This window comes from Agrobacterium sp. K11, from assembly GCF_059429395.1.
Genome location: NZ_JCAHRB010000014.1, coordinates 93,779 through 119,829 on the forward strand (window position 1 = coordinate 93,779; position 26,051 = coordinate 119,829).

The following is a 26,051-nucleotide window of genomic DNA, read 5'->3' on the forward strand; positions in this document are numbered from 1 at the left end:
CTGAACAAAGCACACAGTAAATAACCAACGGGACATAGGCTGCCTGCAAGCCAATCGAGGAGAGCGCCGTTCTCAAGACCGTGATTTTGATCAAGCCGGAAGCAAGGCAGGGCATACCGCAGAGACCAGTCGCAATGCTGACATCGCAAAAAACGCGTGGGGGGCGTACTTGACGCTGTCGCGATCTCTTCGATCCATAACCTGACGTTTCTCAGCCTTATACCCGGGTGATGCCCGTCGGGCCTGTGATCGGGTAACAATACCGGCTTAGGGAGCCACCGTGTCGCCCAGCGATAAAGAAGCCGTGCGATGCTCTCAGCTCTCTGTGCCGCATCTGATTTTTCCTGGCACAGTTTGGCAAGTTTCATTCCGGGGTTCTAAAATAAACTGCCTGTCCTCTTCCAAAACCAGACAGGTGAGATTCCCGGTAATATAGGCGCCCGTATCGACATTGATCCGGTTCGACCTGAAAACCGGGCTAGTGACCGGCGTGTGCCCATGCACGATCATGAAATCATGCGGCAGGACACAGTCGAGAAAGGGTTGTCGGATCGACATAAGATCCACCGCTGATTGGTTTTCAAGCGCGATTCCTGGTCGGATGCCTGCGTGAACAAAGGCGTAGTCACCGATCGTTACGTAGAGGCGGAGTCTTTCGAGAAAGCTTTTATGTTCGGCGGGAATTTGCTTCACGGCCAGAGCCATCACGGTATGAACGATATCACGGTCGATATTGACGGGAACAGTAATACCGTAGGCATGGAGTGTTTCGCGGCCTCCCGCAGCCAGCCACCGCAGTGCGATGTCCATATCGTTCAGCGCACGCAGCATGCTGTCATCATGATTGCCACGCAGCGTCACCACACGCCGTGTCATCTGCCGTTCGATCAACTGATCAATGACCTCGCGGGACCGCAAACCGCGGTCAACATAGTCACCCAGAAGCACCGTGACATTACGCTTGAAGGGGTGTGCGGCCTCATTGGCATCGATTTTGGCAAAGGCTTGCGCAAGCAGGTCCGCGCGACCATGGATATCGCCGATCACGTACACACGCACACCATCGGGAACTCTTGCAGCGGCGCGCGCGATTGTCACCTCTTCCCACTCAGGCAGGAGCTTCAAGAAGAAATCAACCAACTTTCGCATCAGGATTGATCTGCCGCCGGCCTGCGCTGGACTGCTGTGTCCGCGAGCGGATCGAACGATGGTCTTTCTCCCAGTGAGATCGTCACGCAGCCAGCGAGAAGGGCTGCAAGAAGGAGCGCGTTTCCGGGGATTTGCAGGGAGAAATCTACGAGTGAATGCAAGGCGACAACGAGAAGGCTTGTCAGGGCAATGACCGGCGCGAAGCGGTAGCGGGACCGCTCGAGCAAGCCTGTCACAAGCGCCCATCCGAGCGCTGTCAGCGCGACCCCTAAAACGACCAAGAAAACGATGCCCAGCCCAAGCGCTCCCTCAAGGTAGGAGTTATGGGCAGCATCCCAGACTCCCTCGATACCGGAACATTGCGGTGAGCGATAGGCGGGGAACACATCCGGGAAACTGCCGAAACCGGAGCCAAGCGGCCAATTGTCTCGCACCGCCTGCGCCGTCGATGAAAATGCGCACAGCCGTGCCTGATCGACCGATTGAGCCCCCATGCGGTAGATCGCTTCTTGTGCAACAACCACTGCCGCTGTCGACATCAAACTGACGATGAGCGCCAACCGCCACCCTCGAGCAATTGATCTCGGAGCGGAACGGCGACGGCGCCTCTTCCCTCCATTGAAGAGCCACACGAGACAGATCAGCCCGATGAAGACCGACGCCGTTGCACCACGCGACTGGGTAGCCGCGAGCGCCAATACGTCCATGAGCAGACCAACTATCATATAAAACGTCGCTTTTTCCACATTGGTCAGGCGACCGGGGTTCAAGACCTTGCTGGCAAGGGCCCTGAGGCTACTACTCTGCAAGTAGAAACCCAGCAAACCGGCATTGATAACGATACCGATGCCAAAATAGGTGCCAGCGGAATTCCTGTTGATGTAAAAGCCGGTAAGACTGCCGATATAGGCGGTTTTCGTCTCAAACCCGACCGTCATAGGGGCAAGCAGGAACTGGCAAAGACTGATCGCTGCCACCGCCGCTACGAGATACGACAATATCGACAGGAGCAGGAAGGCCTCACCTCTACAGTTGAAGAGATGAAGCGCCACGACAAAAGTCAGGAGCGGTGACCATACGATGATATCAGCTTTGGTCTGCTCCGGTGTCACGGACAGGGCCCCCTCGACCGGTCCGACAAGCGACCTGATATAACTCCAGGCGGGATGCTCCCACGGGTTGTCGAGGAGCCGTAACGATTGCCCATATTGGGTCAACGCGAGAACGACGAGGCAAACAAGCGCCACCCCCGCAATGAAGGACACACGCGGATATGGAAACGGACGCCAGCACATGATCGCCGCGCTCACCGCGACCACCATGGTGATAACGGCCAGCGGTTCGAAATCCACCGCACCGAATGTCAGCATCGGGAAGACAAGGACGAGAAAAAAGACGGCACGCATTCCCGTGAAAAACGGCTGCTGCCATGCCCCCGCTCTCCTCATCGCATTGGCCTGATACTCCGTCCCTGCCGGATGACTGTGTGGATCTTTGAGAATTCCGTAAACCCTATCTTGCACAGGCGACGACGAGTTCCGCCGGACGCTTCAGATCAAGCTCCGTCCCCGGTGGACCGTTCAAAGCTGGCGGTCGACAGTTTAAAGGCACAGGATAGGAAACCCCGAGCGCATCAATGATCTTCAAGATCCGCACCCGGCGATCGAGACGTTGCCGGTCAATCACGGTTCGCATCAACTGTCGCGATCGTTCTCCAGCCTCACTATAGAGCGAGGCGATCTCGCGAGGTTCGCCCAGCCTGATGACGCGCTCAATGTCAAGTCCGTGCTGTGGCGGCAGGGTGATCCTCCCTGTATCCACCAAAGTTCCCACCAGTCGCAAGCGAGGAATCATGATCCATTTTTCCGCTGGGGCGTAAAAATACGAAAGATCTAGCAAGCGAGTGAGGCTCGCCTTGTCACCGCCTTGCTGCACCATAATTTGGGCAAGAAGCATCCATGCGTTGCCATCGGTCGGCGTGCATTGAAGCCGATGTTTCACAGCCCGATTTGCAGCAACAAGAAGGCTCTGGATGTCCCGATCCCTGGCTTCGGACCAAATTGCCTGATCGAGCGCGTCCAGCCGGACTGCCAATACACCACGCGACACCTCGTCCAGACAGCTGCTCTCTGCGGCTTTCATCTCTTTCGAGTCTGCCACCTCTGTCAGAACCTTGGGGTCTATCCAACTGTTGGCATCGAATAGCCCTGCCCGCTGGGTAACCGACTGACGACTGAGTGCTGCGAGTTCAGCTGCGCGACCGAGACGGCGAACATCACTGGTCGGCAAGATATCCAGCAGCACGTTGCCGGCCGTCAGAAAGAGAAGGCTGCTGGCCCCGATCGTCAGGACAAAATAGAGAAAGCGTCTCACAAGCGCGTTTTCTTGCCACCCGCCCTCTCCTTACCGGTTCCGCTATCCGTGTAATAGTACGCATACTTTCCGTAATAGTATCCGCGCGATTCACCGTAATTGTATTTCTTCATCCGTGCGCTGATGACACTGTTGAAGATCAGGCCAACGGTTTTTTCGTAGATATCCCTGTTTTCTTCCAGCACTCGCCGAACGACACGGCGCGGCGTGGTGCCCCATTCGACCACGAAGACGAAGGCATTGAAGAAGCGGCTGATCCCGCGGACATCGATGACGGGTCCCAGTGGCGGCAGATCAACGATCACATAATCAAAATTGGCAGCGGCTTCCTCGAGCAATTTCTCCATCTCATTTGAGGCAAGGAGAACCTGACTGTCGAGAATCCGTTTCTTCGTGACGCTTGGCAAGAACAGGAGGCCGCTTTCCGGCTCCCGCAACAAAAGTTCCTCCAGTGGCCGTTCTCTCCGAAGTACCTCGATCAACCCGGCCGTAACATGGGGGGCCATGCGTCGCGTCATTCCGGGATTACGAAAGTCCGCATCGATAAGGAGAACACGAGCGCCCTGCAAAGCAATGAGACTTGCCAGGTTCTTCGCCGTTGTTGTCTTGCCTTCGCCGGGCATCACAGAGACGATGCCAATGACTTTCCGCCCCGCATTGATCTGAAGATCGACCTCGACCTTCGCTGACCGCAACGTTTCGGCAAAGCCTGACAGAGGCATTTCAAGCACGTGCCGCATAATAGGCTCACGTATAAGCACATGGCGGGCATCAGGGCTCTCTGACTGTTCGGGCTCATTTTTTTTGCTAGGCAGTTTCTCAAGCATGCCAATGAAATGAAGTCCGGTGCTCTCCCGCACCTGATCGGGCGTACGGAAGCCTTGATCATTATATTCCCGCCATGCCGCCAGACCACCGCCAAGCATCAGACCCACCAAGCACGACCAGACCATCACAAACGGTATATTGGGCCAACTTGGCTTGCTGGGCAGGGTGGCGCTGGTGATGGTTCGCGCCTCTGTCGTCGGAAACGATTGCTGCTGAAGTGCATCCTGATAGCGCTGCAAGAATGTCGTATACAGGTTTTGGTAGCTGTCCGATTCCCGGATCAATTGACGCAATTGCACCATGACCTCGTTGGACGACGTCTGCTCCCCCGCGAGGGTGTTCATTGAATCGTTCAGCGTTTTCTCGCGCGTCCGTGCGACCTCAAGGTCTGAAGTATAGGTCATCGCGATACGCTTTAACTCTACGAATATTAGCCGCTGGTACTCATCCATATCCTTATGAAGACTGACCACTTGGTAGTGCGTTGGGCCGAGTTTGCTGGTCAGCTCTTGCGCCGTCTTGGCTGCCTTGAGATATTTGCTGCGCAGATCATTGATAACAGCGCTGCCCAATTGATCCGTGACGGCGACGTCGGTTCTACCCGATTGAATAATATCCGTAATCTGCTTCAGGCGGGCTTCAGCATTAGCGGTTTGATCATGCGCAGCAGACAGTTGCGAGGTCAGTTCAGTAACCTGTTGGTCACCGATAAACTTGCCATCACCTGAAGACACCAGCCCGTGCTTCGCCTTGAACTGCTGGATCGCCATATCGGCCTGAATTGAACTTGACTTGAGTTCGGTCAGGCGATCCCGAAGCCAGCCACTGGCGCGCTTGACCTGCTCATAGCGGGCATTCAATTGATCCGTGAAGTAGGCATCCGCGTAGGCGTTGGCGATATCGACGGATAACTTGGGATTGGGCGATGTATAGCTGACGGTCAGAATATAGGTTCGCGCAACGCGCTTGACCTCAAGATTGCTCTCAAGCTTTGCGATGATGGCCTCTCGGACAGCCTGCCGCCTTTCCTCCTCGTTGACCGACGGCGAGACAAACCATGACCCGAAGTTGACGATACGCGAAAATGTGCTTCTGACGGCGGACAACAAACCACCGCCATTCAAAAACAACTCGTTCTGATCAAGCTGCAACTCTTGGCTCACCAACGCTGCGACGTTATCCGATTTGATAACCTCGACCTGGCTGTCAATGGCAGCCGTATCTAGCGTCGCGTCGGCCAGGCTTGCCGTCAGGTCCGAAAGGTTCTTGTGGCTATCGATAATAATCTCATTCGTAGCCGTGTAACGAGGCACCGCTGAAACGCAGTAGACCGCGCCGAGCAAGAGGACTGAACATGTCGCGATGACAACGACCATCTTTTGTCGACGTAAAGCAGCTATGAGCCCGACGACGTCAATTGTTGTTTGTACTCCTGTTGGATTCTCTTTAGGCGGAATAGTTTCAAGGCGATTGTCTACTGCGCGATCGGACATGCCGGATCCTTATGAAAGCACTCTGATGTCTGTCAAATAGCGATTAAGCGAGACACACACTCGACTGCTTTGTTTTCATTGATTTTTCAGGATTCAGTTTCAGGCTGTCCCTGACAAACTCTCGAATCCGATATCTATCGACCGGATGCTTCTTGTACCGTATCAGCGGGGGCTCAACGGCTCCCAACTTGACAGGAGATACTCAACATGTCCGCCGGGGACTAACTGATGTCGAGCAGGTAATGGTCGAGCCCGAAAAACTGAACGTATCGGCGGTGTTGGTATGACTTGAGCTGCCGCTCGCACTTGTTGTCGCACCGACTGAAGGAGCACCTCTGCTTCCGTTCACGACGCCACCAACTCCCCCTCCAACACCAACTCCCCCTCCGACACCAGCACCAACATCTGCGCCACTGGCAGACAGCATCAATGTTTCTGTCGTCGCCATGTTGTAGCCAATCAGCACGTCACTCAAGCCGGAGCTGGCAATCCTGCGCTCAATGTCGTCACCGCACAGCTTGTCAACCGCCATGATTGCCGTGGCCGCCTGCCCCAAGCCTGATCCGATGGCGGCTGCTTGCGTCGAATTTGCCGAGCGTGCGATCTCGAGGAGCGCATCAACTGCGGCTGACGGGTCCGTTTCCGTCAGCGCCTTGACTTTACCGCTCAATTGCAGCCCACCGACCGGATTGCTCTTCAGCAGCGCTTCCGGATTGGACTTAAAATCCGAAAGTTGCTGGCCAGGGAGCTTGTCCGGCAGATTATATGATCCGCCGCAGGCCCCGCCACTTACCGCCGTGGAAGCATTCTGTGCAACGGCAGGGAAAGAGAATGCCTGCGTGAGGACTGATGCAGATATTCCCAACAACAGCAAAAGACGTTTCATGTCCAAGATCTCCATGAGCTGACAATGGGGGCAAGTTATGGAACTCACTTCTCTGTTAGAGTTCATTGGCTGAGATACCGGCCCGCATTTCTGGTTGTAGCGGCGTCTGCGGCCGTCGAGGCTGCCGCGCCGACAATGCCGGTGATGAGTGTGAGGAACTTGAACAATTCGACCTGGTCGGCGTTTGTGACGTAAAGCACGTCACGATCATGTACGAAGAATTTCTTGGCCACGAAGAATGAAGAGGGATCGCGGAAATTGGCGCGATAGATTGTCGGCACCTCCAGAACGTCTGGAGCAAATGCCGAGAGATTCACCTTCATCTTTTCGAGGTTTGCGCGATGCTCCAGTCGATACAGCAGCACTTGGCCGGGATCGGCTTGAGAATCGAGAAGTCCCCCGGCCTTGCCCACGGCATCCGAGAGCAATACATGCTCCTGCTCGAACTTGAACTGCCCGCTGTTGCCAGAAGCCCCGAAGGCGGTGAACGACCGTTGCTCCTGATAGACATAGAGCGTGTCGTCTGGCGCTACATATATATTTTCTTTCGAGTCATCCACCAAGTTCAAGAAATAGATCGTTGCCTTGGTGCCGCGCCGCTGCAGAGTCACAAACGTCTCATAACCTGCATTGGTAATACCCCCGGCGCGCGACAGAATATCGAGCACGCGATCTCCGCCGGAATTGATATTGAGCTTGCCGGGCGACCCAACCTGACCGATCACGGTTACCTCGTTAGAGGCTTGACTCGTCACCGAGATAACCACTTGAGGCTCGATGGCCCGTGACGACAGCCTCTTGACGATATCTGCCTGGATCACACCCAGCGTGCGACCTTTTGCAAGAACCGCCCCAGCATAAGGGATGGAAATATAGCCTTTTTGATCTACGGTTTGCGAAGGAAGTGTCACATAGTTGCCGGGCCGAGAACCCGCGTCATTGGGAACAAACAATCCACCCGACTGCGATTCAAATATGGTGATGGACACGGTATCTCCGACGCCGACCATCAGTTCTGGCGGGCCACTCCGTCCCTTGCCAAAACTTCGCAAAAAAGAGCCCGGACCAGGATCTCCCAAAACAGCAAGAACCTGTTGAGTAAGGTCGACTGACACGTATTTGAACGCGCTCGTAGCAGTTTCCCTTAAGGATGCCGTGGCTTTGGACGCAACGTCACGCGCGCCCGGGCCGCTGCCTGGAAGCGACGAGCAACTCGAAACGCCAACGAGCGATAAGACCGAATAACAAAACTGTCTTCGCTTCATGCGAAAGCTCCTATCATTAAGTTGCCCGGGAGCGGCAAGCCGGGGAGGGTCCGTGCCGTTGAGGTGGGTCGCAGAGCTGGATGAGAAAGGGTCAATTGCCCGGAGAGACCGGTCGCCCGATGGAATGGTATGAAAAGCCGTGTCTGGTGACTTCTTCCGGCGTGTAGACATTGCGCAAATCAATGAAGACCGGCTCGGACATCAGCAGGCGAAGCCGCGACCAGTCGAGTGCTCGAAACTGATCCCATTCAGTCACCAGTGAAATTCCGCAGGCACCTTCCGCAGCCTCATAGGCATTGTCGCAAAACACTACGTTGGGCAGCATTGCGCGCGCTGACTTGACACCCTCGGGATCATAAGCGCGTACCGTAGCACCCGCCTCTTCAAGCGCCTTGATAATCGACAGAGACGGCGCCTCGCGCATGTCATCAGTGTTTGGCTTGAAGGTTAACCCAAGAATTGCAATGGTTTTACCCCGCACGTCACCGTCACAGGCCAGAATGATCTTGCGCGCCATCGCCCGTTTACGTTCATCGTTGACGGTGACGGTCGTCTCGATCAGGCGAATGGGGCTACCATGGTCCTGCGCTGTCTTCACCAGTGCCAGCGTGTCCTTCGGAAAGCAGGACCCACCGTAACCGGCGCCAGCATGAAGGAACTTTGAACCTATACGTCCATCAGCGCCTATCCCCCGCGCCACGTGCTGTACATTCGCGCCGACACGCTCGCAGAGATCGGCGATCTCGTTGATGAAAGTGATCTTCATGGCCAAAAATGCGTTGGAGGCATATTTGATCAGTTCTGCGGTCCGTATGTCCGTGAATATTATCGGAGACTTATTGAGGAAGAGGGGCCGGTAGATTTCCGTAAGGACAGCTTGGGCACGCTCGTCTTGCGTCCCGACCACAATGCGATCAGGCCGCTTGAAATCGGTGATTGCCGCACCTTCACGTAAAAATTCAGGATTGGATGCGACGACCACCTCGGCGGCCGGGTTTTCCGAGCGGATGATGCGCTCGACCTCGTCACCGGTACCTACGGGAACCGTCGATTTCGTTACCACGACTGTGAACCGCTTCACGGATCGAGCTATGTCCCTGGCCGCCCCGTAGACATAGGAGAGATCCGCATGCCCATCACCGTGGCGCGATGGCGTGCCTACAGCGATAAACACCGCATCTGCACCGTCCAGAGCATCGGAGAGATTATTGCTGAATGAAAGCCGCCCAGCACGCCTGTTATTGGCAACGAGTTCCTCAAGACCGGGCTCGTAGATTGGAACTCTTCCCGCAAGGAGAGCTTCAATCTTGGACACATCACTTTCTACACAAACAACGTCATGGCCAAAGTCGGCGAAACAGACCCCGGAGACCAAACCGACATAGCCCGCACCAATTACCACTATCTTCAACGTCTCTCTTCCTTCGGAATGATATTCCGGCGGTTTCCACGCTACCGCCATCCGGGTGAAGCCATGCTCCAACCGGGTTATTTCCCAAACAAATCCCACAGCTGCGGGACCCTATGCTTTGATTTCAATCCACTCGCGGGCAACCGTGGTCCGCACCTGGCTATTCATGAGATCAAGGAGAAGTTCGACACGCCCCCGACCATCCAGGTTTTGCAAAACCCCCAGCGTTCCCGTTAAGGGGCCCTGCCTCACTCGCACTGTCACACCAGGGAGCAATTCAGCATCGGGAGAGAACAGACCGTCTGGACCGGTCGCTGCTTGCAGGTTTTCGATCACTCTGGTTGGAACGCGTTGAGGACCATCAAGCCCCATGACCAACTGATCGACACCGTAAGTCCCATTGACGCTTCGCCATCTGTCACGGGACAGATCCATCAGAAGGAACCCGTACCGCGGGAACAACCATTCCTTTTGGGTAATATACCGACGGGCATGCCGCTTCGTGACTATGACCTTTGGCAGGAAATGAACGAAACCCTGCTTAGTGAGATTAGCCTCAGCCAACCCCTCCCCGCGTGCCACAGAGCGAAATACGTACCAGCCTCTTCCGGCGGCCGGCCGCACATTGACATCAATAGGCGTTGTCATCGCGGAAGACCTTTAAAGCGGTGAGGAAAATAATCTTCGCGTCTAGCCAGATCGACCAATGGTTGATGTACCAGAGGTCATGTTCGATACGAGACCGCATGAGTTCGGACGTCTCTGTTGCGCCTCGCAGGCCATTCACCTGAGCCCAGCCGGTGATTCCTGGTTTCACATGATGACGGAACGCATAGTGCTCGATGAATCGGTCATAGTAGTCGTCATGAGCCATCGCATGCGGCCTTGGTCCGACAAGCGACATCTCGCCGTTCAGGACGTTGAACAGCTGCGGTAACTCATCGATGCTTGTGCGTCGCAGAAAGTGCCCAACCCGTGTGATGCGTGGGTCTTGGCGCTGCGCCTGCGGAATATCGGCGCCATTTTCGGTAACCGTCATGCTTCGGAATTTCAGGATCTTGAATGGCACCCCGCCGAAACCGCGTCTGTCCTGGCGAAAAAGGATCGGGGAACCCGTTTCGAGCCATATCGCCAAAATAGCCAGAAGCATCACCGGGCCAAGAGGAACGATCAACGCAGTTGCAGCTACAACGTCTAACGCACGCTTGGCCCACCGCGCACTCAATCCCAATGGGGCGGACTGCAGTTCGAAGCCGACATCATCCCCTAAGATGATGCGACGATGCTGGCTCAGTCCAACAAACGCTGGATCTGCCAGGAGAACGACCGGCGCTGGCAACGGCCCGATTTCCCGCAGAAGGGATGAGATCCGCCCGGCGTCCTGCCACGAGGCCGCCAGCAGGATCTGATCGCAGCACCCTTTCGCCACCGACCGCTGAAGGATGGCCCGAACGTCACGGCATTGCTCCAGGAATTCAGGAGAAGATACAGGAATGAAATGTCTCTCGACGACTTCGATCCCAGGCGGAGGCACCCAAACAACGTCAAACTGGGTCGGGTGCGTCTGTAAGGTCACCACATGCACGCGCGCAAACGCGATGGAGCCCTTTTTAAGGCGCACCGCTATGAACCGTGATGCAAGCCCATTGACAGCCGTAACTGCAACCAGCCCTGCCAGAGCAAAAGCGGTTAAGCCAAGTCGAGAGTATTGACCGCCACTCCTAACCGTCAAAATCACCAACGCAAGAAGGAGAACGGCAGCGAGCCACGCTATCGCTGACTTCAAATAGCCAACAGAGACCTTCGTACCCGAAGCTGCTGGAAAGTTCCCGATGCCCACAGAGACGAGAACGTAAAACACCATAGAGGCGATCGAGACTTGGCTATAATCGGGGCGAAACGGCGGCTCTCGCCACAGAAGCAAATCTGTCAGTCCACCGCATCCGACAATCGCAATGCCGTGCGACAGCATCAAGACATTCGACAAAGCATCCCGCGTGATCCTCCACGTGACGACAGGAAAGGAACTGGACGCCGGGGCCTCACTCGCCTCCCCCGCAGCTAGATTGATGTCCGATACATCCAGGTTGCCGCGCATCAATGCATGCCCCAGAAACCCGAAGGCGGCAGAATGATAAGCTGACCCGAAATCGTTTCCGCTAGATAACTCGGAATGCCAGCGGCGCCCAAGACATCGGAGCACCGAGGCAGAGACCGAAGAGAGAAACCCATCAATTGAGGCGTGGCGCTGGTTTCGGCAGGCCTCGTCTCATGAGATACACGCGACAAAATTGGTCGATTCTGACCATATGGCGTCGAATGTACTATTTTACAATTCTACGGAAACTACGAACTGAAATCATTAACGAATTTTGACGTGCACTACTCCGTCGCCGGCGCGCGACAGAAAGGACCCTTTTTGTCAAGCGCCTCGGCGTGTGAATCAGCTGGTTAAAAGGATTTTCAGGACAGAAAATTGTCCGCTCGCGCCTCGTCGCCCGTCTTGTTCCGGAAAGTGAGTGTCAAATGATCGTAGGATACGCGCGTGTATCAACTGGAGAGCAGAAGATCGACCTTCAAATACAAGCTCTGGAAAGGATGGGATGTGACCAAGTCTTTAGCGATCACGGGCAATCCGGTTCCGATTTCGAGCGCGCTGGCCTGGAAGCAGCCTTGGACGCGGTTGTACCAGGTGATATGCTTGTAGTCTGGCGGCTGGATCGGCTCGGACGCTCACTCGTCGGATTGGTCGGACTTTTGGAGCAGCTCGGAAAACGTCACGTACATTTCCGATCGCTCAGCGAAAATATCGACACGGCGTCTTCAGGCGGCAAGCTAATGTTTCATATGATGGCAGCTCTTGCCGAGTTCGAGCGCTCGCTTATCAGCGAACGGACACGGGCCGGGATGGCGGCCGCGAAGGTCAGGGGTGCACGGCTTGGCCGCCCGAGCGCACTAACAATGGATCAGATAGTTGGAGCTCAGCACGCAATCGAGCGGCTGCACCGATGTCCTTCAGAGGTTGCGAAAGAGTTGAATGTCTGCCGAAGAACGCTTAGCCGGCACTTGGGTAAGTTAACAGTTAACTCACTTGCGGAATTGTGAGGGTTCTCTGCTGTGTAGCGGGAGGAAACAAAGGTTTCCGCCACAACAACTTGGAATTTTCGCGATCTGGGATTGTTATTTAAGGAGAAAAGTACAACGGAAGAGGGATAAACGCGACCACTAAAGTTTTAACACACAGCTCCAACCAATATTAATCGGCTTGCGGAATTGTGCCCGCCGCAGCGGTATTACGGTACCTGGCCCCGCTTCATGCAGCAATGACAAAAAGGGAGCGTGGAACGTGGCAACCAAGCCGTTGCGTGGGCGAACAGAGTAAGATTTCGTCCTCAAGCTTAATATGGTGATGGACAAATATTTTATGATAGTTGGGTACGCACGCGTTTCGACGGAGGAACAAAAACTTGATCTCCAGCTTACAGCGCTTCGAGGCGCCGGGTGCAATCGGATCTACGAAGATCAAGGTCGGTCAGGCTACAGTTTTGCTCGAGAGGGTCTGGAAGCCGCTCTTGAAAGTCTAACGCCAGGCGGTACACTTGTGGTTTGGCGTTTGGATCGCCTCGGTCGTTCATTATCTGGACTTGTGCAGTTAATTGATCAACTTGGAAAGCGACAAGTCCATTTCCGTTCAGTAATGGAAAACATTGACACCACCTCACCGGGCGGTCGTTTAATGTTCCATATGATGGCAGCACTAGCAGAATTCGAGCGAGCAGTTATAGTGGAGAGGACGCGGGCGGGCTTGGCGGAAGCAAGGGCCCGGGGAAGCGTAATAGGACGACCGAAAGCCATGGACGAGGATCGCGTTCGTGACGCCTGTCACGCCGTGCATTTCGAGGGCCGTTGTATGCGAGAAGTCGCCGGACAGTACGGCGTATCGATCCGCACTCTCCAGCGCTACCTGAAACGCACGTATCGCGTCTCCAAGCCTAGTGTGCCGCCTTTGCCTTCGCACCCAGGAGATCTAGCCACTCAGAACCGATACGGGTACCTCCCGTCCGAGCCACCGATCGATGACCAGGCTCCGGAAACCAGCGTGAACTCGTGATAGGTTTCGCAGTGACGAATCTGCCGCCCGCGTGCTGCACCGTTCCGATGACGGTGCCGCCGACGGCTTCATCGTCTTACTACTGGGTCGTCGCTGAGGAGCGACGCATCCTCCCTACTAACACTGGGTCCGGGATTGGCGGACCTATCGACCGCATAGCCATAGTCCTCTGAAGCAAAACCGAGGCTAAGCGAAAATGGGCCGCGCCCGATTATTGACTTCCCCTGGGAGCCGACCCGGTATTTCCACCGAGAAGCGACCCGCCTTAGATATGGTTTATGTTGGTTGTTGTGGTCAAGTTCCTGCGTTTTCCCTTCGCCGTTTTGGGCTCGTAGGCCAAGCCGTTTTTGATGCGAGAGCTATCATTGCCGGTCTCGAGGATATGACAATGATGAGTGAACCGGTCGAGGAGTGCGGTGGTCATGTTGGCATCCCCGTAGACGCTAGCCCATTCGCTGAAGGTCAGGTTGGTGGCGCGAGCTGCGTAAGAGGAAACGGCGCTTGCCAGTCTTGGCCGCAGCCCTTTAACGTTACGGTGCCACTATCGGTGATCTTCCAACCGCATGAATTGTATACTCTGTAGCTGAATGCGCTGCAATGCGCATCAATCTCGGAGATGAACATTAGAGAAATTTTTGCCGCCAATCTCCGAAAGACGCGGCAGGCCGCTGGCCTTTCCCAAGAAGATCTCGCACTGAGAGCGGGCATCCACCGAACCTATGTGAGTTCGTTGGAACGCTGCCAGTACAGCGCTTCCCTCGACACGATCGAAACGATCGCGAACATTCTTCAAATTGAGGTAGCTGAGTTGTTGCGCGATCCCAGAAAGGGCGGAAGCTCCAGCGAATAACTGCGTTGCGGTAGCTCGAAAAATTTCAACCGATCGGCCGCGGACGGTGCTTGAGAAGTCCTCCGCCCATGGCCACCAGTCTACAAATCTCTGCAGCGACCAGATATGATTTTTCGAATGCCGGAACGGGCAGGAACTCATATCGGGAGTGGAACTTGTAAGCGCCCGTGAAGAAGTTTGGTGTTGGTATTCCCTTCGCGGAGAGGATCGCACCGTCGGTCCCGCCCCGCATTGGCACCAGTTTCCGCGCTATCTCGAGGTCTTCAAGTGCCTGGAACAAAAGCCGTTCTGCACGTGGATCCTGCTGCAGTGCGTGGTTCATGTTCTGATAGGTGTCGACAAGGTCGACACGGACCTCACCGGTCGGATATTTCAGCCGTATGGTCTCGGCGGTATCCAGAATACGCCGTTTTCGATCGTCGAACCGCTCGCGATCGAAGTCGCGGATCAGCATGCTGAGCCGGCCTTCGCTTTCGTCGGTCACGAGATCTTTGCACCAGAAGAAGCCATCACGACCGTCGGTGCATTCGGGCGTGTCATTTCGATCGAACTGATCGATGAAATCCATTGCCATCATCAGCGGATTGACCATCACGCCTCTTGCTGACATCGGGTGAGCGCTGACGCCGCGAAAGGTGATCTTGCCGGAGGCAGCGTTGAAGTTCTCGATCATGACCTCGCCGAGTTCGCAGCAGTCGATCGTATAGGCGAAATCGCAGGGAAACCGTTCGAGATCCAGCACCCTAGATCCTCGAAGGTCGATTTCCTCGTCAGGGACGAAAGCGACGACGATGTCGCCGTGATCCTCCTCACCACTCGATCTCGCAAGAAGCGTCATGATGACGGCAATCGCCGCCTTATTGTCGGCTCCGAGCACGCTCGTACCATCCCCGACAATGATGTCTTCCCCTTTCCATCTGATCAGTTCGGGATGTTCATCTGTCCGCAGCCAGATGTCGTGCTCGGCATTCAAGCACAGGTCTTGGCCCTCATACCGCAGGATTTGAGGATGAACCGTCGGCGAAAGCCCAACGTCGACGGTATCGAGATGGGCAATGAAGCCGACACGCGGAGCCGCTGTCTTGCCGCGCTTGACGCCTGTCACAATTGCCTGATCGTCGACTACGACGTCTTAGACGCCAAGTGCCAGTAACTCCTCAGCAAGAAGGCGAGCGAGTTTCAATTGCCCGGTCGAAGATGGAAGGGTCACTTCCGCCGCATCACTTTGGCTTTCGATCGCCGCATAACGGAAAAAACGCTCGATCAACTCGCTTTTGGCGTCACTCTGAATCATTTGATCTCCGTGTCTGTGAAGGGTCTTCGCGCTGTCCCATTCTTTGGGCCATTCTTCGTCGGCAAAGCAGACATTATTCGAGCCGAAGAATACCAACGTCATCGCAGATGCGGATGTTAGAGCCCAGTTTCCGCGATTGATCGGCAAACCGCTGCAAGATGCGGTGAGCAGCAGCGCCTGTCACCAGCTCCGGCACAATGCGACGTTCGAGCTTGCCGTCCCTCAACGCTTCCTCGCCCCCAATAATGACCGGAAAGAACGTCACCCCTTTCAGGCAATTGTCTTCGCCGAAGGTGCATACGGGTATAACGCTTTCCCACACTTCGGGTGCCGTCCAAAGCGACTTCTCCGATTTGACATGAAAAATGAAGTTTCCTAGGCTGTAGAAGATCGGCCGACCCCGATAAAGCTCAACCGGCTGCAGGACAGGGGCACCGTGGCTGACGAACATGCTTGCGCCAGCGTCGATGCAGCGCTTGGCGACGGCGCTGACCCAACCCGGCATCTGATACCAGTCCGACGCCCAGTGATGGTGATGCAGATAGGCGACGACGAGCCGGCCCTCGTCCGCGGATGTGGTATCGCTTCGAGATTTCTCCTCAAATCCTCCTCGTCGATCTTCACGCTGCGGCCAAAGCGATCGGAGCGTTTGAAGATCGCGCGCGCTATTCCGATCTCGTCGTCAGCGATAAAGGGAGGATCGTCGGGCTGGCTATCGTTGGTGAGATCGATGCGGGTGTAGCCGATCCGGGTTTGCATCTCGCGAAGACTCTCGAATGCCGGCTCGTCGACCTCCAGGACCTGGGTCAGTCGGAGACGGTTCACGCCCGGGCGCGCGGGACGCCCGCTGCCCGCATTCGCCGCATACATGAAGTCGGGTCCAGGTCCACCATCCATTGCGACGATCGATACGGGTCGGCCCGCCACTTCTCCGAGGCCGGCCGTGCCAGCATCAGCCTGGTCTCTGCCGATACCTGAATGGAGGAAGCCCCTCCCCTCCACCTCCTCCAATGTCGATAGCACCCCGGATGGACCGAGATCGAAGGCGTGGTTGTTGGAAAGGGCAACCGCCTGAAAGCCGATGTCTTTCAGCGCGTCCAGCACGATCGGTTCGCTGCTTCCGTAGAACGAACCCTTCAGAGGCCATCCACCGTTGCGGCCCAGGATCGTTCCCTCGAAATTGGTGAAGGACAGATCCGCCGATCGCAGGATCGACTTCACCTGTTCAAAACCGGGAGCACTGACGTCGCGCGTGTCGCGCTTGATGAGTGATTGACCTGTTAAAGCCAATGTAAAATTTGAGGACATAGGACACCTCGCCCGGCGGTGACGCCGGAGCACTTGCGGGTTGGAAATGTGGACGGGGCGGCCCTTGCAGGATGGGCCGGCCTATCAATTCAGTGGATGAAGTGGCGCGGCCGGGCTTCGATAAGGCTGCGCGTATAGGGGTGTTGCGAGTGCATGAAGATGAAGTCCGAGGAGCCGGAATCGACCATCTGCCCGTCCTTCAGGACATAGACAAAGCTGCAGAGGTCCTGCACGACGGCCAGATCGTGCGAGATGAACATCATGGTGACATGCTGCTCCGCGACGACTTCCTTCAACAGATGGATGACTTCCGCCTGTACGGAGACGTCAAGAGCTGAGGTCGGCTCGTCCGCAACGACGATCTCCGGTTTGGCGAGAAGCGCGCGAGCGATGGCTACCCGCTGCTTCTGGCCGCCGGATAGTTGGTGCGGGTAACGCCCCAACAGGCCCCGCGTCAGCCCGACGCGGTCCATCATGGCTCCGACATCGTCCCGTTCTCCCCTCACCGCCCGCCCTCCATAGCGGGCGCTTTCAAGCAGGGTTTTCTCAATGGTCATGCGGGGATTGAGCGATACCGCCGGATCCTGAAAGATCATTTGGACACGTCCGAGCAGACCGCTCCTGGCGCCCGATCGTGAGGCGTCGAACGCATCTTCCCCGATCCTGAATTCGCCGGCGCTGGCGCGATCCAGCCCCGCGAGCAGCCTCCCGAGGGTGGACTTTCCGCTTCCACTCTCTCCGACCACGCCTGTGATCGCACCCCTTTCCAACCGGACGGATATATCGCGAAGCGCGCATTTTCCCTGGGATTTGCCGATAAAGAACAGCGGACCGCGTGACGGAAAGGTCTTTGCGATCCCCTCTCCGGCAATGGTCGTCTCCGGGTCCATCGATCTATTCGAGCAGGAAGCTACGTCAGCAGAACCGGATATTCGCAACTTCGGGACGGCGGCCAGCAGTTTGCGGGTATAGTCGCTCTGCGGTCGCTCGAGCACTTCCGATACCACATTCTGCTCGGCGACCTGGCCGTGCCGCATGACCACGACCCTGTCGGCGATCTGGGCGATGACGCCCATGTCATGAGTGACGAGGATGATGGAAATGCCTGTTTCATCCACGAGTTTGCGCAGCAGCTCGAGGATCTGTTTCTGGACAGTGGCGTCGAGTGCCGAGGTCGGTTCATCCGCAATGATGATGTCCGGCGATCCGGCGAGCGCGATAGCGATAACGACCCTCTGGCGCTGGCCGCCGGAAAATTGATGCGGGTAGGCAACTACGTGCGCGTAGGATATGGCGGATCAGGGACTGCCGCACGGAGGATGAGCAAGTCCTCTTCGGCCGCTGGCGGCGTGTACAATATCCTTTCCGGGGGAGCATCCGCAGAGGCGGATGCGGCTGACGCACCATCCCTCGACGTGAGAACGTTGGCAGGACTGCCGCATTCGGAGATCGCGGAACGTATTGCCGATGCGGTCAACCCAGGTGATGTCTCGCTCGATGACGCGGGCGTCAGGGAGGCGGTTGCCGAGGCCGTTAGTTCTGTACTCAGCGAAAACGAGACTGCCGATATCACCAACCTGCCTAGCGAGCTAATCGAAGAGTGCTACGTCCGCACGCTCGCGGTTTCCGCCTTCAACATAATCATCGCCGATATCGGAGCCTCACTGCAGCGCGCTGCGCACGGAAACGCTGGTCTTGCAAACGATCGTCTCAAGGAAATCAGCGATTTCATGCGGGAGGCTTATCGAGCTCAGTACACAAAGTTCAAGGAACGCGGTGGCCAGGTCAGTCGGCGTACAGCAAAAAGCATCGCCCAATCCGTCACCTCACAGGTCATGGACATTTTCGAAAGCTATCTCGAATGAAAATCGCAGCGCTTCGTCCTGAGCAACCGACGCCCTCAGGTGTCGATCATCGGATCAGTATTTTCGAAGGTGACTTGGGAGCACTTAGCCGATCCTCTGGCCATGCAGGTCTATCGGTGTCGAACGAGCTTTTTAAATGGGCTGGACGTTCGCCATCTACCCTAGCATGGGATTTTACGGCTTTGGCACTGGGCGTGGTCGGCGCGGATCGCCTGGTAAATCGAGTGCAAACCAGCGCCGACGGATGGACCCGCGAGATCGATCTCACGGTAGCGGTCAGCGATCCCGGTCGGTGGCAATCGTTAAGTGACCAGATCGAGCAGATGCTCTCTTTCCTGACCGGAGATTTTTGGTCATTAAGGTTCGTCGAGGGCGGATATCATCCACGCCCGCCGAAACAGGGTGTCGGATCGCGTCCCGAAACCTGCGTTGCACTTTTGTCCGGCGGTCTCGACAGTCTGATCGGCGCGATCGACATGGAGGCAGACGGCCAAGAGAAACCCGTGTACGTATCGAACCGCGTGAGAGGTGATGTTGCGAAGCAGGAAAAATTCGCGAGCAGGCTAGGTGCTGGAAACAGATTGCTCTCTCTGAACGCTGACCCGAGAACCTCAGGGGTGACAGCCGAAATTTCCCAGCGCCCGCGCTCTATTGTCTTCATAGCTTTCGCTGCCTTGGCAGCCACGCTGCTGGACCGCTATAGCGATGGCGAAGTAGTCGACCTGCACACTCCAGAGAACGGCTTTATCAGTCTCAATATTCCGTTGACGACCTTGCGGCGCGGTAGTCTCAGCACTCGGACGACACATCCTAAGTTCATTGAAATGTTGCAGGGTTTGTTTGACAGCCTCGAACTGCGAATTCGCCTTCGAAACCATTACCAGCTCAAGACCAAGGGCACGATGATGCTAGGGTGCAAAAATCAAGACCTGTTGGCAGAGCTGGCATCGGAATCAATGAGCTGTGGCCGAGCCGGACGGAGCTACACTCATTGCGGAAGATGTTTGCCGTGCCTGGTCCGCAGGTCGTCTTGCTTGAAATGGGCAGGTCGCCTCGATGCAGACGAAACCGTCTACATTCATCCGAAAGCGGAAGATTTGGTTCATGGGCGGGTGAACAACGATTTCCACGGCAAGGCATTCGCGGAATACGATGACGTGATGCAAGCTCTGACTGCGTTAAATTTCGTTGAGCGCAACGGTCCGCGCCGATGGACCGGGGCGCACATCACTACATCACATCTAGGAATTGATGCGGAAGCCTATCGAAACGTCGCGGTAGAGGGATTAAAGGAGATCGGAGATTTCCTTGAACTCACCGGACTGCGATGATCGATACACACTGCCACCTGGACCTTTACCCAAAGCCCGGAACCGTGATTGCGGAAGCCGACAAGCGTGGCATGTTCGTTATCGCTGTCACGACGACCCCGAAGGCATTCCTTGGCAACATGCGCATGATCGAGGGGAGAAAGCGCATAAGGGTTGCCGTAGGTCTCCATCCCGAACTGGTAGCCGAGCGTCATCGTGAGGTGGAGGATGTCTGCCAACTTATGGCAAAGACGAAATATGTCGGCGAGATCGGCATTGACGGCTCTCCTCCCCACAAGTCCAGTATCAAGCTTCAAACAGAAGTCTTTTCGAGGTTTCTCACGCGGGCCAGCGAACTGGGTGGAAAAATCCTATCCATTCATTCACGCGGCGCGGCGGCGCTTGTCCTGGACGAAATCGAGAGAAATGGCCATGGAACGCCGCCGATCCTTCATTGGTTCAGTGGCACGAAACAGCAGGTCGAACGTGCTGCCAAACTCGGGTGCTGGTTCAGTGTCGGACCTGCGATGCTTCGAAGCCGGAAAGGACGAGAGCTTCTTGCTTCGATGCCTCGCCATCGGCTTCTGACCGAAACGGATGGACCTTTCGCGACAGATGTCGACCGCCCGCTTATGCCATGGGACGTTTGCATGGCGCTCCCTGCCATCGCGGAGGTTTGGGAAACGACGCCGGCTAACGTCGACCAGATAGTTAGTGCCAATTTTCGGAAGCTGATCAACGCGACCGAACAAGGCGGAGCGGCCGCGAAGCTTATCGGTAATTGCTAAAATCCAAAGAGTAAAAGCAGAGAAAATGCCTGAAGAAGCACCTATCCCGCCGAAAAGACTCAGCCATTACACAACGCTCGAGGGCCTGAAAGGAATTGTGGCATCGGGTTCGCTGTGGGCGTCTAACGCATCATTCTTGAACGATCGAGCGGAGTTGATACACGCTCTCGATGCTTCGGAGCGAGCGATCGGGTTACTATCATCGCGAAAAGCTCAAAAGGCTTGGGCACCGATGTTGCGCGAAGCCTTTGATGAGCTTCGAGATGGTCGGAAGGCTGACACATTCGTAGCGTGCTTCTGTGGAGACGACGACAACTTGAGCCAATGGCGGGGCTATGGGGGAAACGTCCAAGGCGTAAGTGTGACCTTCGACCGAGAAGCCTTGGCGAAACGTTTGGAAAAGGACCACGCAAAGCTAAGGAAAGTTATCTATGCCAGAATTTCTACGGCGAGCAGACTAAAAAACGAGCTTGTCGGCGAACTTGCTGAGCTTGCCAAGTTGGAAGAGTCCTCCCCGGACCGCAACGATTCCCTGCGTTACAACGAGCTTGTAAGTAGGGTTTCGGGATTACTGCCACGGTTCAAGCACTGGGGATTTCGAGATGAGCGGGAGTGGCGGTTTGTCCTGCAGAAGAAAGTTCTGAACGAAGACCTTTCCTTTCGCATATCAGAAAACAAGATGGTCCCATACATCGTTATCGGCAACGCAGAGGAGCCACTACCTATCAAGTCGGTCCGTGTCGGACCCGGATCCGATCAAGAATTGACCGCGAAAAGTATCAAGGCATTTCTGGATGCACATGGGTACAATGTGAAGGTCACAACATCTGACGTTCCTTTCCGACCTTAAGGCGTCATTGCTGAATCACCGAAATGAGGAAAACGATGGCTCGGACAAGGATGCCTACCGAAATCGAAACAGCAGTTTTGCTCGATAGTCGAAGGCGCTGTTGCATCTGCTTCGCGCTGAATCGCGATACAAACGTGAAGCCAGGGCAAATTGCTCATCTCGACGGTAATAATTCAAACCACACCATCCCGAACCTCGCATTCCTTTGTCTGGAGCACCATGACGGATACGACACTACAACGTCGCAAAGCAAAGGCTTCAAAATCGCAGAGGTCAAAAGGTACAAAGAAGAGCTGATGGAATGGTTAGGGTCAGCGCTATCTCAGAAGGTTCACTACGGCGTATTGGAACTCCCCGCGTCTGATCCTTACGCGGGTCAGTGGGTTCGTATGGGCAGCAGTGAGAATCCTGCTGAGCTACAAATCATTCCTTTGCCCGATACCATCGATGGTCAAGCCCGCTATTTCGTGTCAGGCGTTGCTTACTTTGGCACCTCAAACAGATACGGGCCCAACATGGGCACGCTAGAATTTTTCTCGCAAATGATTCACGAAAGTTCCCTGGTATTCGTTCGGCGCTCGATCGTGCTACAGAGTGAACCGGCTATAACAGAGGTCATTTTCACGGACGACGGCCACCTCAAGGTGCGGGAGGAGGCTACAGGTGGGCAGTATGGAAGCGGCGTCACTTTTGATGGTCTTTACCGCCGCGCCTGATCCGAACCCAGGAGTTTTGGCGAGCCAATCGACGGAGGTTATCTCGTGATCGTGCGAACCTCGGGACGGATGTTGTCTCCGACCCGCTGGGGGGGCGGAGACGACGGGATCAAAAACTCCCCCACGCCCGAAACCTCCCCCTCCCCGTCATCTCGCGCAGGCCGAGCTCCAACACGATCCGCCGCGCCGCCTGCGGCGTGACGTCGAGCGTTTTGGCCACCATCCCGGCCGACACGAGCGGTTTTGCCATGACCAGCTCGACCAGTTCCGGCAGTTTTGACGACGTCCGGCGTCCCTCAAGTTTTCGGTCCATCATGGTTTTTGCCAGCGTCAGCCGGTCATGCTCTTTCATCCCGACCTCGGCGGCGGCGATCAGGCCGTGGGCGATGGCCAGCAGCCGTGTCTCGCGATCGCGATGCCGGCGCCGATCGACGGGAATGGTTTTGAGGCCGAGGTTGATCGCCGCGAGATGGGCGCCAGTGGTGATATCGGCCTGACGCAGGATCGACGCTGTGAACAGACGGCCGAGCCAGGGCGCGTGCTGAAGGACAGACAGCTCGTTCCAGGCATCAAGGGCGACGATGGCTTGGAGCACCGCCGGCAAGTTTTCGGCCTGACGCAGCACGCCACGCCATTCCTCGAGCCGCGCGTCTTCGTCCCAATCGAGATCGTAGATCATCGTATCTTTTTCCGGACGGCTAGCCATCGCACGGCTGTCGCCTGCGCGGCCGGGCCGCCTGGCGTCCTCGATCGCCGCCTCCGATCGGGCAAGCACAGCATCGATGGCGACATAATCGACGCCGGGCAGATTATTCGCGTCGTAATCTTCCCCCTCCCCTTCCGCATCGATCTGGATCGCGGGCCGCATGACGCGTGCTGGCTCCGCTGCCTCGGCGCTGACCGGATTTATGTCCGATGTCTGTCGCAAAGTCCGGATACCGTTTGCGGAAAGAGCCCAATCAGGCGACTGGCCAGAAATCCTCCGACGGGTGCGCAACACGTCGCGGGCGATTGTCAGCTCATGGGTCGGGGTGCGGATGTCACGGGTGGCGTCGTGGAGGACGAGGTCTTCCAGGTGGACGAGCTCGCCGTCGATCCACAGCGAGGCGCAGGCATCGGCGAAGTTTTGGCGTTCGAGGAAGCCCGCGCCGACGGGCGAACGAGCAATGCGCTCGTCGAGACGCGTCAAGGCGACACCGGCGTCGAAAGCCGGTCGCATCAGGGCACTCATGCTGATTTTGGAAAAATCGTAAGCCATTGAAATCATGGTAAATGATTTCTTATGAGAACTCTATAGAGATATTAGAATTCCTCACATGGTATGGTTTTGAGTTGAGTTGTCTACCATCGATAAGTACTCCTTATCGATGGTAGTTGATTTCGCGGCGCAAATCGAGGAAAATCGGGGCAAATCACGGTGCCAGCGGCCGCCGAAACCCGCGATTCTGGAGCCTATCGTGCCTAAAACGAAGACATCACACACGTCCGTCGAGTGGCGCGCCGAAGAGCTCGATACCATCGCGTCCGTTTTGCCGCTCGAACGCCGCGACGAGCTTGCCGAGCTGTTGACCGATGATGACATCGAGACGCTGCGGCATCTCGTTAATCAGGGCATGGGCGACAATACGCTAAGGGCCCTGACGTCTGATCTTGCCTACCTGGAGGCCTGGGGTCTCGCTGCCACCGGACAGTCCCTGCCCTGGCCGGCGCCCGAGGCGTTGCTGCTCAAATTCGTAGCCCATCATCTGTGGGATCCGGAAAAGCGCGCAAGTGACCCCAACCACGGCATGCCCGATGATGTCGACAAAAATCTAAGGCGTCAGGGTTTCCTGAAATCCGTTGGCCCGCACGCGCCTGACACGGTACGGCGCCGGCTGGCCAGCTGGTCGACATTGAGTAAGTGGCGCGGCCTTACGGGTGCCTTCGCCTCCCCTGCTCTTAAGTCAGCCATTCGTCTGGCCGTGCGCGCCGTTCCGCGAACCCGTGCGCGCAAGAGCGCAAAGGCCGTCACTGGCGACGTTCTGGCAAAGCTGCTGGCGACGTGCGAGTCAGACAGCCTGCGCGATCTACGCGACAAAGCAATCCTGATGGTCGCCTTTGCTTCCGGCGGCCGTCGACGCAGCGAGATCGCCAGGCTACGCGTCGAGCAGCTGACAGTCGAGCCACCGATCGAGGTGAACGACGGTCCTCCCCTCCCCTCACTTGCCATCCATCTTGGTCGAACCAAAACGACGACCGGCGAGCAGGACGATGTCGTCTATCTCACAGGCCGACCTGTCGAGGCGCTGAACGCCTGGCTGGCGGCCGCAAAGATCGAAAAGGGCAGCGTGTTTCGGGGAATTGGGCGATGGGGCACCGTTTCGCGGCGTGCGCTCGATCCGCAGTCGGTCAATGCGATCCTGAAGCAGCGGGCACAGATGGCCGGGCTAGACAGTGGGGAGTTTTCGGCGCACGGGTTACGATCGGGATATTTGACGGAGGCCGCCAATCGCGGAATTCCCCTTCTCGAGGCGATGGAGCAGTCCAGACACCGGTCGATGCAGCAGGCTTCCAGCTACTATAACAACGCTACAAGGCGAAGCGGGCGTGCGGCACGCATTCTGTAATGGCGCTCATGCGTAGCATCAGACGCCCCGGCTTGTGGGAACTGGTTGCACAGTCAATCGGTCTCCCTGACGACCTAGGCAAGGTCGGAAATCCCGCTTCTCTGACGTTCTCGACAGGCTGGCATGGCCTCCTCTGCCTAAGTCGATGATCGATACGTGCAGAAGCAAGGCAGGCTTCACCAGAGACAATCAAAGAGAGTGCGTCCAGTTGGCGCCTCAGACGATTACCCGCAATGGAAAACCGAGCGTGGTCGTTGTTTCTGCAGAAGAGTGGCTGAAGAAAACTACTCGCAGCGGATCGTTTGCGGAATTTCTATTGGCATCGCCCCTATGCGGCGCCGACTTGGATACTGAGAGACAACACGACGAACCCGTGACCTGTCCTTATGAGACTTCTACTCGATACGAATGTTCTGTCGGAAGTTACAAGGCCTCGCCCTGATGAAGGGTGTCTGAAATACCTTCACGGGCTGGACGTGGATCGAACCTTAACCAGCATGGGGTCTATTGCTGAAATTCGCCGCGGTGTCGCGCTGATGGATAGCGGGTGGCGCCTTGGACGAATGGCTCACGCATGATCTGCCTCAACGCTTAAGAAAACAGGATTATTCCGGTGGCAGGTCATGCCGCCTTCGCCTGGGCCTATCTGATGGCGCTTGCCAAGCGAAATGGTCGCCGGCTCGGCTCGATGGTTGCTACAGCCGTCACTCACCCATTGACCATTGCGACGCGCAACATCAAGGATTTAGAAGGCTTCGGAATAAAAATCAGTGATCAGTGGGTGGACTGATCTGGCCGTTGCTTTTCGATTGAAAGGGCTGGACTGAGCGCTCTCCTACAAAATGATCAGGAATCACGCCGTAATCTTCTTATTGCTCACTGCACGCCCTTGGTCTGGCTGCATGAAGTCATCCATCACGTGATTGAGGACTCGCCGATTGTGAAAGA

At 56.3% G+C, this 26,051-nt stretch carries 20 protein-coding genes and 5 pseudogenes; 11 read left to right on the top strand and 14 right to left on the bottom strand.

Annotation, left to right across the window (positions count from 1 at the left end):
* Nucleotides 1–315: 315 nt before the first annotated feature.
* The 9 genes from AC5SEO_RS23975 to AC5SEO_RS24015 all read right to left on the bottom strand — a co-directional run bounded on the left by AC5SEO_RS23975 (nt 316) and on the right by AC5SEO_RS24015 (nt 11,503).
* Nucleotides 316–1,149 (bottom strand): metallophosphoesterase, encoded by an 834-nt coding sequence (locus AC5SEO_RS23975; RefSeq protein WP_162632424.1) that lies wholly within the window; start codon nt 1,147–1,149, stop codon nt 316–318.
* Nucleotides 1,149–2,555 carry an O-antigen ligase family protein gene (locus AC5SEO_RS23980; protein ID WP_162695867.1) on the bottom strand — a complete coding sequence of 469 codons (1,407 nt, stop codon included), beginning with the start codon at nt 2,553–2,555 and terminating at the stop codon, nt 1,149–1,151. The genes AC5SEO_RS23975 and AC5SEO_RS23980 overlap by 1 nt, the downstream gene beginning before the upstream one ends.
* Before the next feature lie 106 nt (nt 2,556–2,661).
* The gene (locus AC5SEO_RS23985) at nt 2,662–3,522 is read right to left on the bottom strand and encodes a hypothetical protein (RefSeq protein ID WP_111795642.1); all 861 of its coding nucleotides are present in this window, start codon (nt 3,520–3,522) and stop codon (nt 2,662–2,664) included.
* Nucleotides 3,519–5,843, bottom strand: coding sequence for an AAA family ATPase (locus AC5SEO_RS23990; RefSeq protein ID WP_111795641.1), 2,325 nt, complete (start codon nt 5,841–5,843; stop codon nt 3,519–3,521). The genes AC5SEO_RS23985 and AC5SEO_RS23990 overlap by 4 nt, the downstream gene beginning before the upstream one ends.
* 202 nt (nt 5,844–6,045) lie before the next feature.
* On the bottom strand, nt 6,046–6,729 hold the full coding sequence (locus AC5SEO_RS23995) for a hypothetical protein (RefSeq protein WP_111795640.1): 684 nt from the start codon (nt 6,727–6,729) through the stop codon (nt 6,046–6,048).
* Nucleotides 6,730–6,791: 62 nt separating this feature from the next.
* Nucleotides 6,792–7,994, bottom strand: a complete 1,203-nt coding sequence (locus AC5SEO_RS24000) for a polysaccharide biosynthesis/export family protein (protein ID WP_029658604.1) — start codon at nt 7,992–7,994, stop codon at nt 6,792–6,794.
* Nucleotides 7,995–8,085: 91 nt separating this feature from the next.
* The gene (locus AC5SEO_RS24005; RefSeq protein WP_025590888.1) at nt 8,086–9,405 is read right to left on the bottom strand and encodes a UDP-glucose dehydrogenase family protein; all 1,320 of its coding nucleotides are present in this window, start codon (nt 9,403–9,405) and stop codon (nt 8,086–8,088) included.
* Nucleotides 9,406–9,516: 111 nt separating this feature from the next.
* Nucleotides 9,517–10,053, bottom strand: a complete 537-nt coding sequence (locus AC5SEO_RS24010) for a transcription termination/antitermination NusG family protein (RefSeq protein WP_080670334.1) — start codon at nt 10,051–10,053, stop codon at nt 9,517–9,519.
* Complete coding sequence (locus AC5SEO_RS24015; protein WP_025590886.1) at nt 10,037–11,503, bottom strand: exopolysaccharide biosynthesis polyprenyl glycosylphosphotransferase; 1,467 nt, start codon at nt 11,501–11,503, stop codon at nt 10,037–10,039. Before AC5SEO_RS24015 ends, AC5SEO_RS24010 begins: the two co-directional genes overlap by 17 nt.
* Nucleotides 11,504–11,931: 428 nt before the next feature.
* On the opposite strand from AC5SEO_RS24015, the gene AC5SEO_RS24020 reads away from it, so the two are divergent.
* Together AC5SEO_RS24020 and AC5SEO_RS24025 are read left to right on the top strand one after the other, a co-directional pair.
* Complete coding sequence (locus AC5SEO_RS24020; protein ID WP_025590885.1) at nt 11,932–12,510, top strand: recombinase family protein; 579 nt, start codon at nt 11,932–11,934, stop codon at nt 12,508–12,510.
* A 319-nt stretch (nt 12,511–12,829) separates the two neighbouring features.
* Nucleotides 12,830–13,516, top strand: a complete 687-nt coding sequence (locus AC5SEO_RS24025) for a recombinase family protein (protein WP_111795757.1) — start codon at nt 12,830–12,832, stop codon at nt 13,514–13,516.
* Nucleotides 13,517–13,781: 265 nt separating this feature from the next.
* Here the strand turns inward: AC5SEO_RS24025 and AC5SEO_RS24030 are convergent.
* Nucleotides 13,782–13,988, bottom strand: a pseudogene (locus AC5SEO_RS24030) (ATP-binding protein); the annotation flags it as partial.
* Nucleotides 13,989–14,132: 144 nt separating this feature from the next.
* Between AC5SEO_RS24030 and AC5SEO_RS24035 the strand changes: the two are divergent.
* A complete protein-coding gene (locus AC5SEO_RS24035; protein ID WP_025590883.1) occupies nt 14,133–14,366 on the top strand; it encodes a helix-turn-helix domain-containing protein in 234 nt (77 codons plus the stop codon).
* A gap of 25 nt (nt 14,367–14,391) precedes the next feature.
* Here the strand turns inward: AC5SEO_RS24035 and pepT are convergent.
* From pepT to AC5SEO_RS24050, 3 pseudogenes are all read right to left on the bottom strand, one after another.
* Nucleotides 14,392–15,660 (bottom strand): annotated as a pseudogene (gene pepT, locus AC5SEO_RS24040) (peptidase T).
* A gap of 73 nt (nt 15,661–15,733) precedes the next feature.
* Nucleotides 15,734–16,968 (bottom strand): annotated as a pseudogene (locus tag AC5SEO_RS24045) (CapA family protein).
* Between the two features lie 89 nt (nt 16,969–17,057).
* Nucleotides 17,058–18,236, bottom strand: a pseudogene (locus AC5SEO_RS24050) (ABC transporter ATP-binding protein); the annotation flags it as partial.
* Between AC5SEO_RS24050 and AC5SEO_RS24055 the strand changes: the two are divergent.
* The 5 genes from AC5SEO_RS24055 to AC5SEO_RS24075 are packed head-to-tail and all read left to right on the top strand — an operon-like array spanning nt 18,228 to nt 22,497.
* On the top strand, nt 18,228–18,833 hold the full coding sequence (locus AC5SEO_RS24055) for a Qat anti-phage system associated protein QatB (RefSeq protein ID WP_495364098.1): 606 nt from the start codon (nt 18,228–18,230) through the stop codon (nt 18,831–18,833). The pseudogene AC5SEO_RS24050 and the gene AC5SEO_RS24055 sit on opposite strands and share 9 nt — an antisense overlap.
* Nucleotides 18,830–20,164, top strand: coding sequence for a Qat anti-phage system QueC-like protein QatC (gene qatC, locus AC5SEO_RS24060; protein ID WP_111795639.1), 1,335 nt, complete (start codon nt 18,830–18,832; stop codon nt 20,162–20,164). Before AC5SEO_RS24055 ends, qatC begins: the two co-directional genes overlap by 4 nt.
* Nucleotides 20,161–20,931, top strand: a complete 771-nt coding sequence (qatD, locus tag AC5SEO_RS24065) for a Qat anti-phage system TatD family nuclease QatD (protein WP_111795638.1) — start codon at nt 20,161–20,163, stop codon at nt 20,929–20,931. The genes qatC and qatD overlap by 4 nt, the downstream gene beginning before the upstream one ends.
* A 25-nt stretch (nt 20,932–20,956) precedes the next feature.
* Nucleotides 20,957–21,781 (top strand): DUF2971 domain-containing protein, encoded by an 825-nt coding sequence (locus tag AC5SEO_RS24070; protein ID WP_111795637.1) that lies wholly within the window; start codon nt 20,957–20,959, stop codon nt 21,779–21,781.
* Nucleotides 21,782–21,831: 50 nt separating this feature from the next.
* On the top strand, nt 21,832–22,497 hold the full coding sequence (locus AC5SEO_RS24075; protein ID WP_244434296.1) for a hypothetical protein: 666 nt from the start codon (nt 21,832–21,834) through the stop codon (nt 22,495–22,497).
* Between the two features lie 109 nt (nt 22,498–22,606).
* Here AC5SEO_RS24075 and AC5SEO_RS24080 read toward each other — a convergent pair whose 3' ends face one another.
* Complete coding sequence (locus AC5SEO_RS24080; protein WP_162632423.1) at nt 22,607–23,764, bottom strand: RHE_PE00001 family protein; 1,158 nt, start codon at nt 23,762–23,764, stop codon at nt 22,607–22,609.
* A gap of 190 nt (nt 23,765–23,954) precedes the next feature.
* Between AC5SEO_RS24080 and AC5SEO_RS24085 the strand changes: the two genes are divergently transcribed.
* The 3 genes and pseudogenes from AC5SEO_RS24085 (at nt 23,955) to AC5SEO_RS24095 (ending at nt 25,893) form a co-directional block, all read left to right on the top strand.
* Complete coding sequence (locus AC5SEO_RS24085) at nt 23,955–25,103, top strand: site-specific integrase (RefSeq protein ID WP_162694979.1); 1,149 nt, start codon at nt 23,955–23,957, stop codon at nt 25,101–25,103.
* A gap of 145 nt (nt 25,104–25,248) precedes the next feature.
* Nucleotides 25,249–25,545: a type II toxin-antitoxin system prevent-host-death family antitoxin gene (locus tag AC5SEO_RS24090; protein WP_495364095.1), complete on the top strand. Its 297-nt coding sequence runs from the start codon at nt 25,249–25,251 to the stop codon at nt 25,543–25,545.
* A pseudogene (locus AC5SEO_RS24095) lies at nt 25,490–25,893 on the top strand (PIN domain-containing protein). Before AC5SEO_RS24090 ends, AC5SEO_RS24095 begins: the two are co-directional and overlap by 56 nt.
* Nucleotides 25,894–26,051 lie beyond the last annotated feature (158 nt).

What these genes read in the sequence shown, in the direction of transcription:
- qatC (WP_111795639.1), top strand. Translation starts at nt 18,830, where the DNA reads ATGAAAATCGCAGCGCTTCGTCCTGAGCAACCGACGCCCTCAGGTGTC.
- AC5SEO_RS24075 (WP_244434296.1), top strand. Translation starts at nt 21,832, where the DNA reads ATGCCTACCGAAATCGAAACAGCAGTTTTGCTCGATAGTCGAAGGCGC.
- AC5SEO_RS24035 (WP_025590883.1), top strand. Translation starts at nt 14,133, where the DNA reads ATGAACATTAGAGAAATTTTTGCCGCCAATCTCCGAAAGACGCGGCAG.
- AC5SEO_RS23990 (WP_111795641.1), bottom strand. Translation starts at nt 5,843, where the DNA reads ATGTCCGATCGCGCAGTAGACAATCGCCTTGAAACTATTCCGCCTAAA.
- AC5SEO_RS23975 (WP_162632424.1), bottom strand. Translation starts at nt 1,149, where the DNA reads ATGCGAAAGTTGGTTGATTTCTTCTTGAAGCTCCTGCCTGAGTGGGAA.
- AC5SEO_RS24055 (WP_495364098.1), top strand. Translation starts at nt 18,228, where the DNA reads ATGCGGGTAGGCAACTACGTGCGCGTAGGATATGGCGGATCAGGGACT.
- AC5SEO_RS24020 (WP_025590885.1), top strand. Translation starts at nt 11,932, where the DNA reads ATGATCGTAGGATACGCGCGTGTATCAACTGGAGAGCAGAAGATCGAC.
- AC5SEO_RS24025 (WP_111795757.1), top strand. Translation starts at nt 12,830, where the DNA reads ATGATAGTTGGGTACGCACGCGTTTCGACGGAGGAACAAAAACTTGAT.
- AC5SEO_RS23995 (WP_111795640.1), bottom strand. Translation starts at nt 6,729, where the DNA reads ATGAAACGTCTTTTGCTGTTGTTGGGAATATCTGCATCAGTCCTCACG.
- AC5SEO_RS23980 (WP_162695867.1), bottom strand. Translation starts at nt 2,555, where the DNA reads ATGCGTGCCGTCTTTTTTCTCGTCCTTGTCTTCCCGATGCTGACATTC.
- AC5SEO_RS24070 (WP_111795637.1), top strand. Translation starts at nt 20,957, where the DNA reads ATGCCTGAAGAAGCACCTATCCCGCCGAAAAGACTCAGCCATTACACA.
- AC5SEO_RS24080 (WP_162632423.1), bottom strand. Translation starts at nt 23,764, where the DNA reads ATGATTTCAATGGCTTACGATTTTTCCAAAATCAGCATGAGTGCCCTG.
- AC5SEO_RS24015 (WP_025590886.1), bottom strand. Translation starts at nt 11,503, where the DNA reads ATGCGCGGCAACCTGGATGTATCGGACATCAATCTAGCTGCGGGGGAG.
- qatD (WP_111795638.1), top strand. Translation starts at nt 20,161, where the DNA reads ATGATCGATACACACTGCCACCTGGACCTTTACCCAAAGCCCGGAACC.
- AC5SEO_RS24090 (WP_495364095.1), top strand. Translation starts at nt 25,249, where the DNA reads ATGATCGATACGTGCAGAAGCAAGGCAGGCTTCACCAGAGACAATCAA.
- AC5SEO_RS24010 (WP_080670334.1), bottom strand. Translation starts at nt 10,053, where the DNA reads ATGACAACGCCTATTGATGTCAATGTGCGGCCGGCCGCCGGAAGAGGC.
- AC5SEO_RS24000 (WP_029658604.1), bottom strand. Translation starts at nt 7,994, where the DNA reads ATGAAGCGAAGACAGTTTTGTTATTCGGTCTTATCGCTCGTTGGCGTT.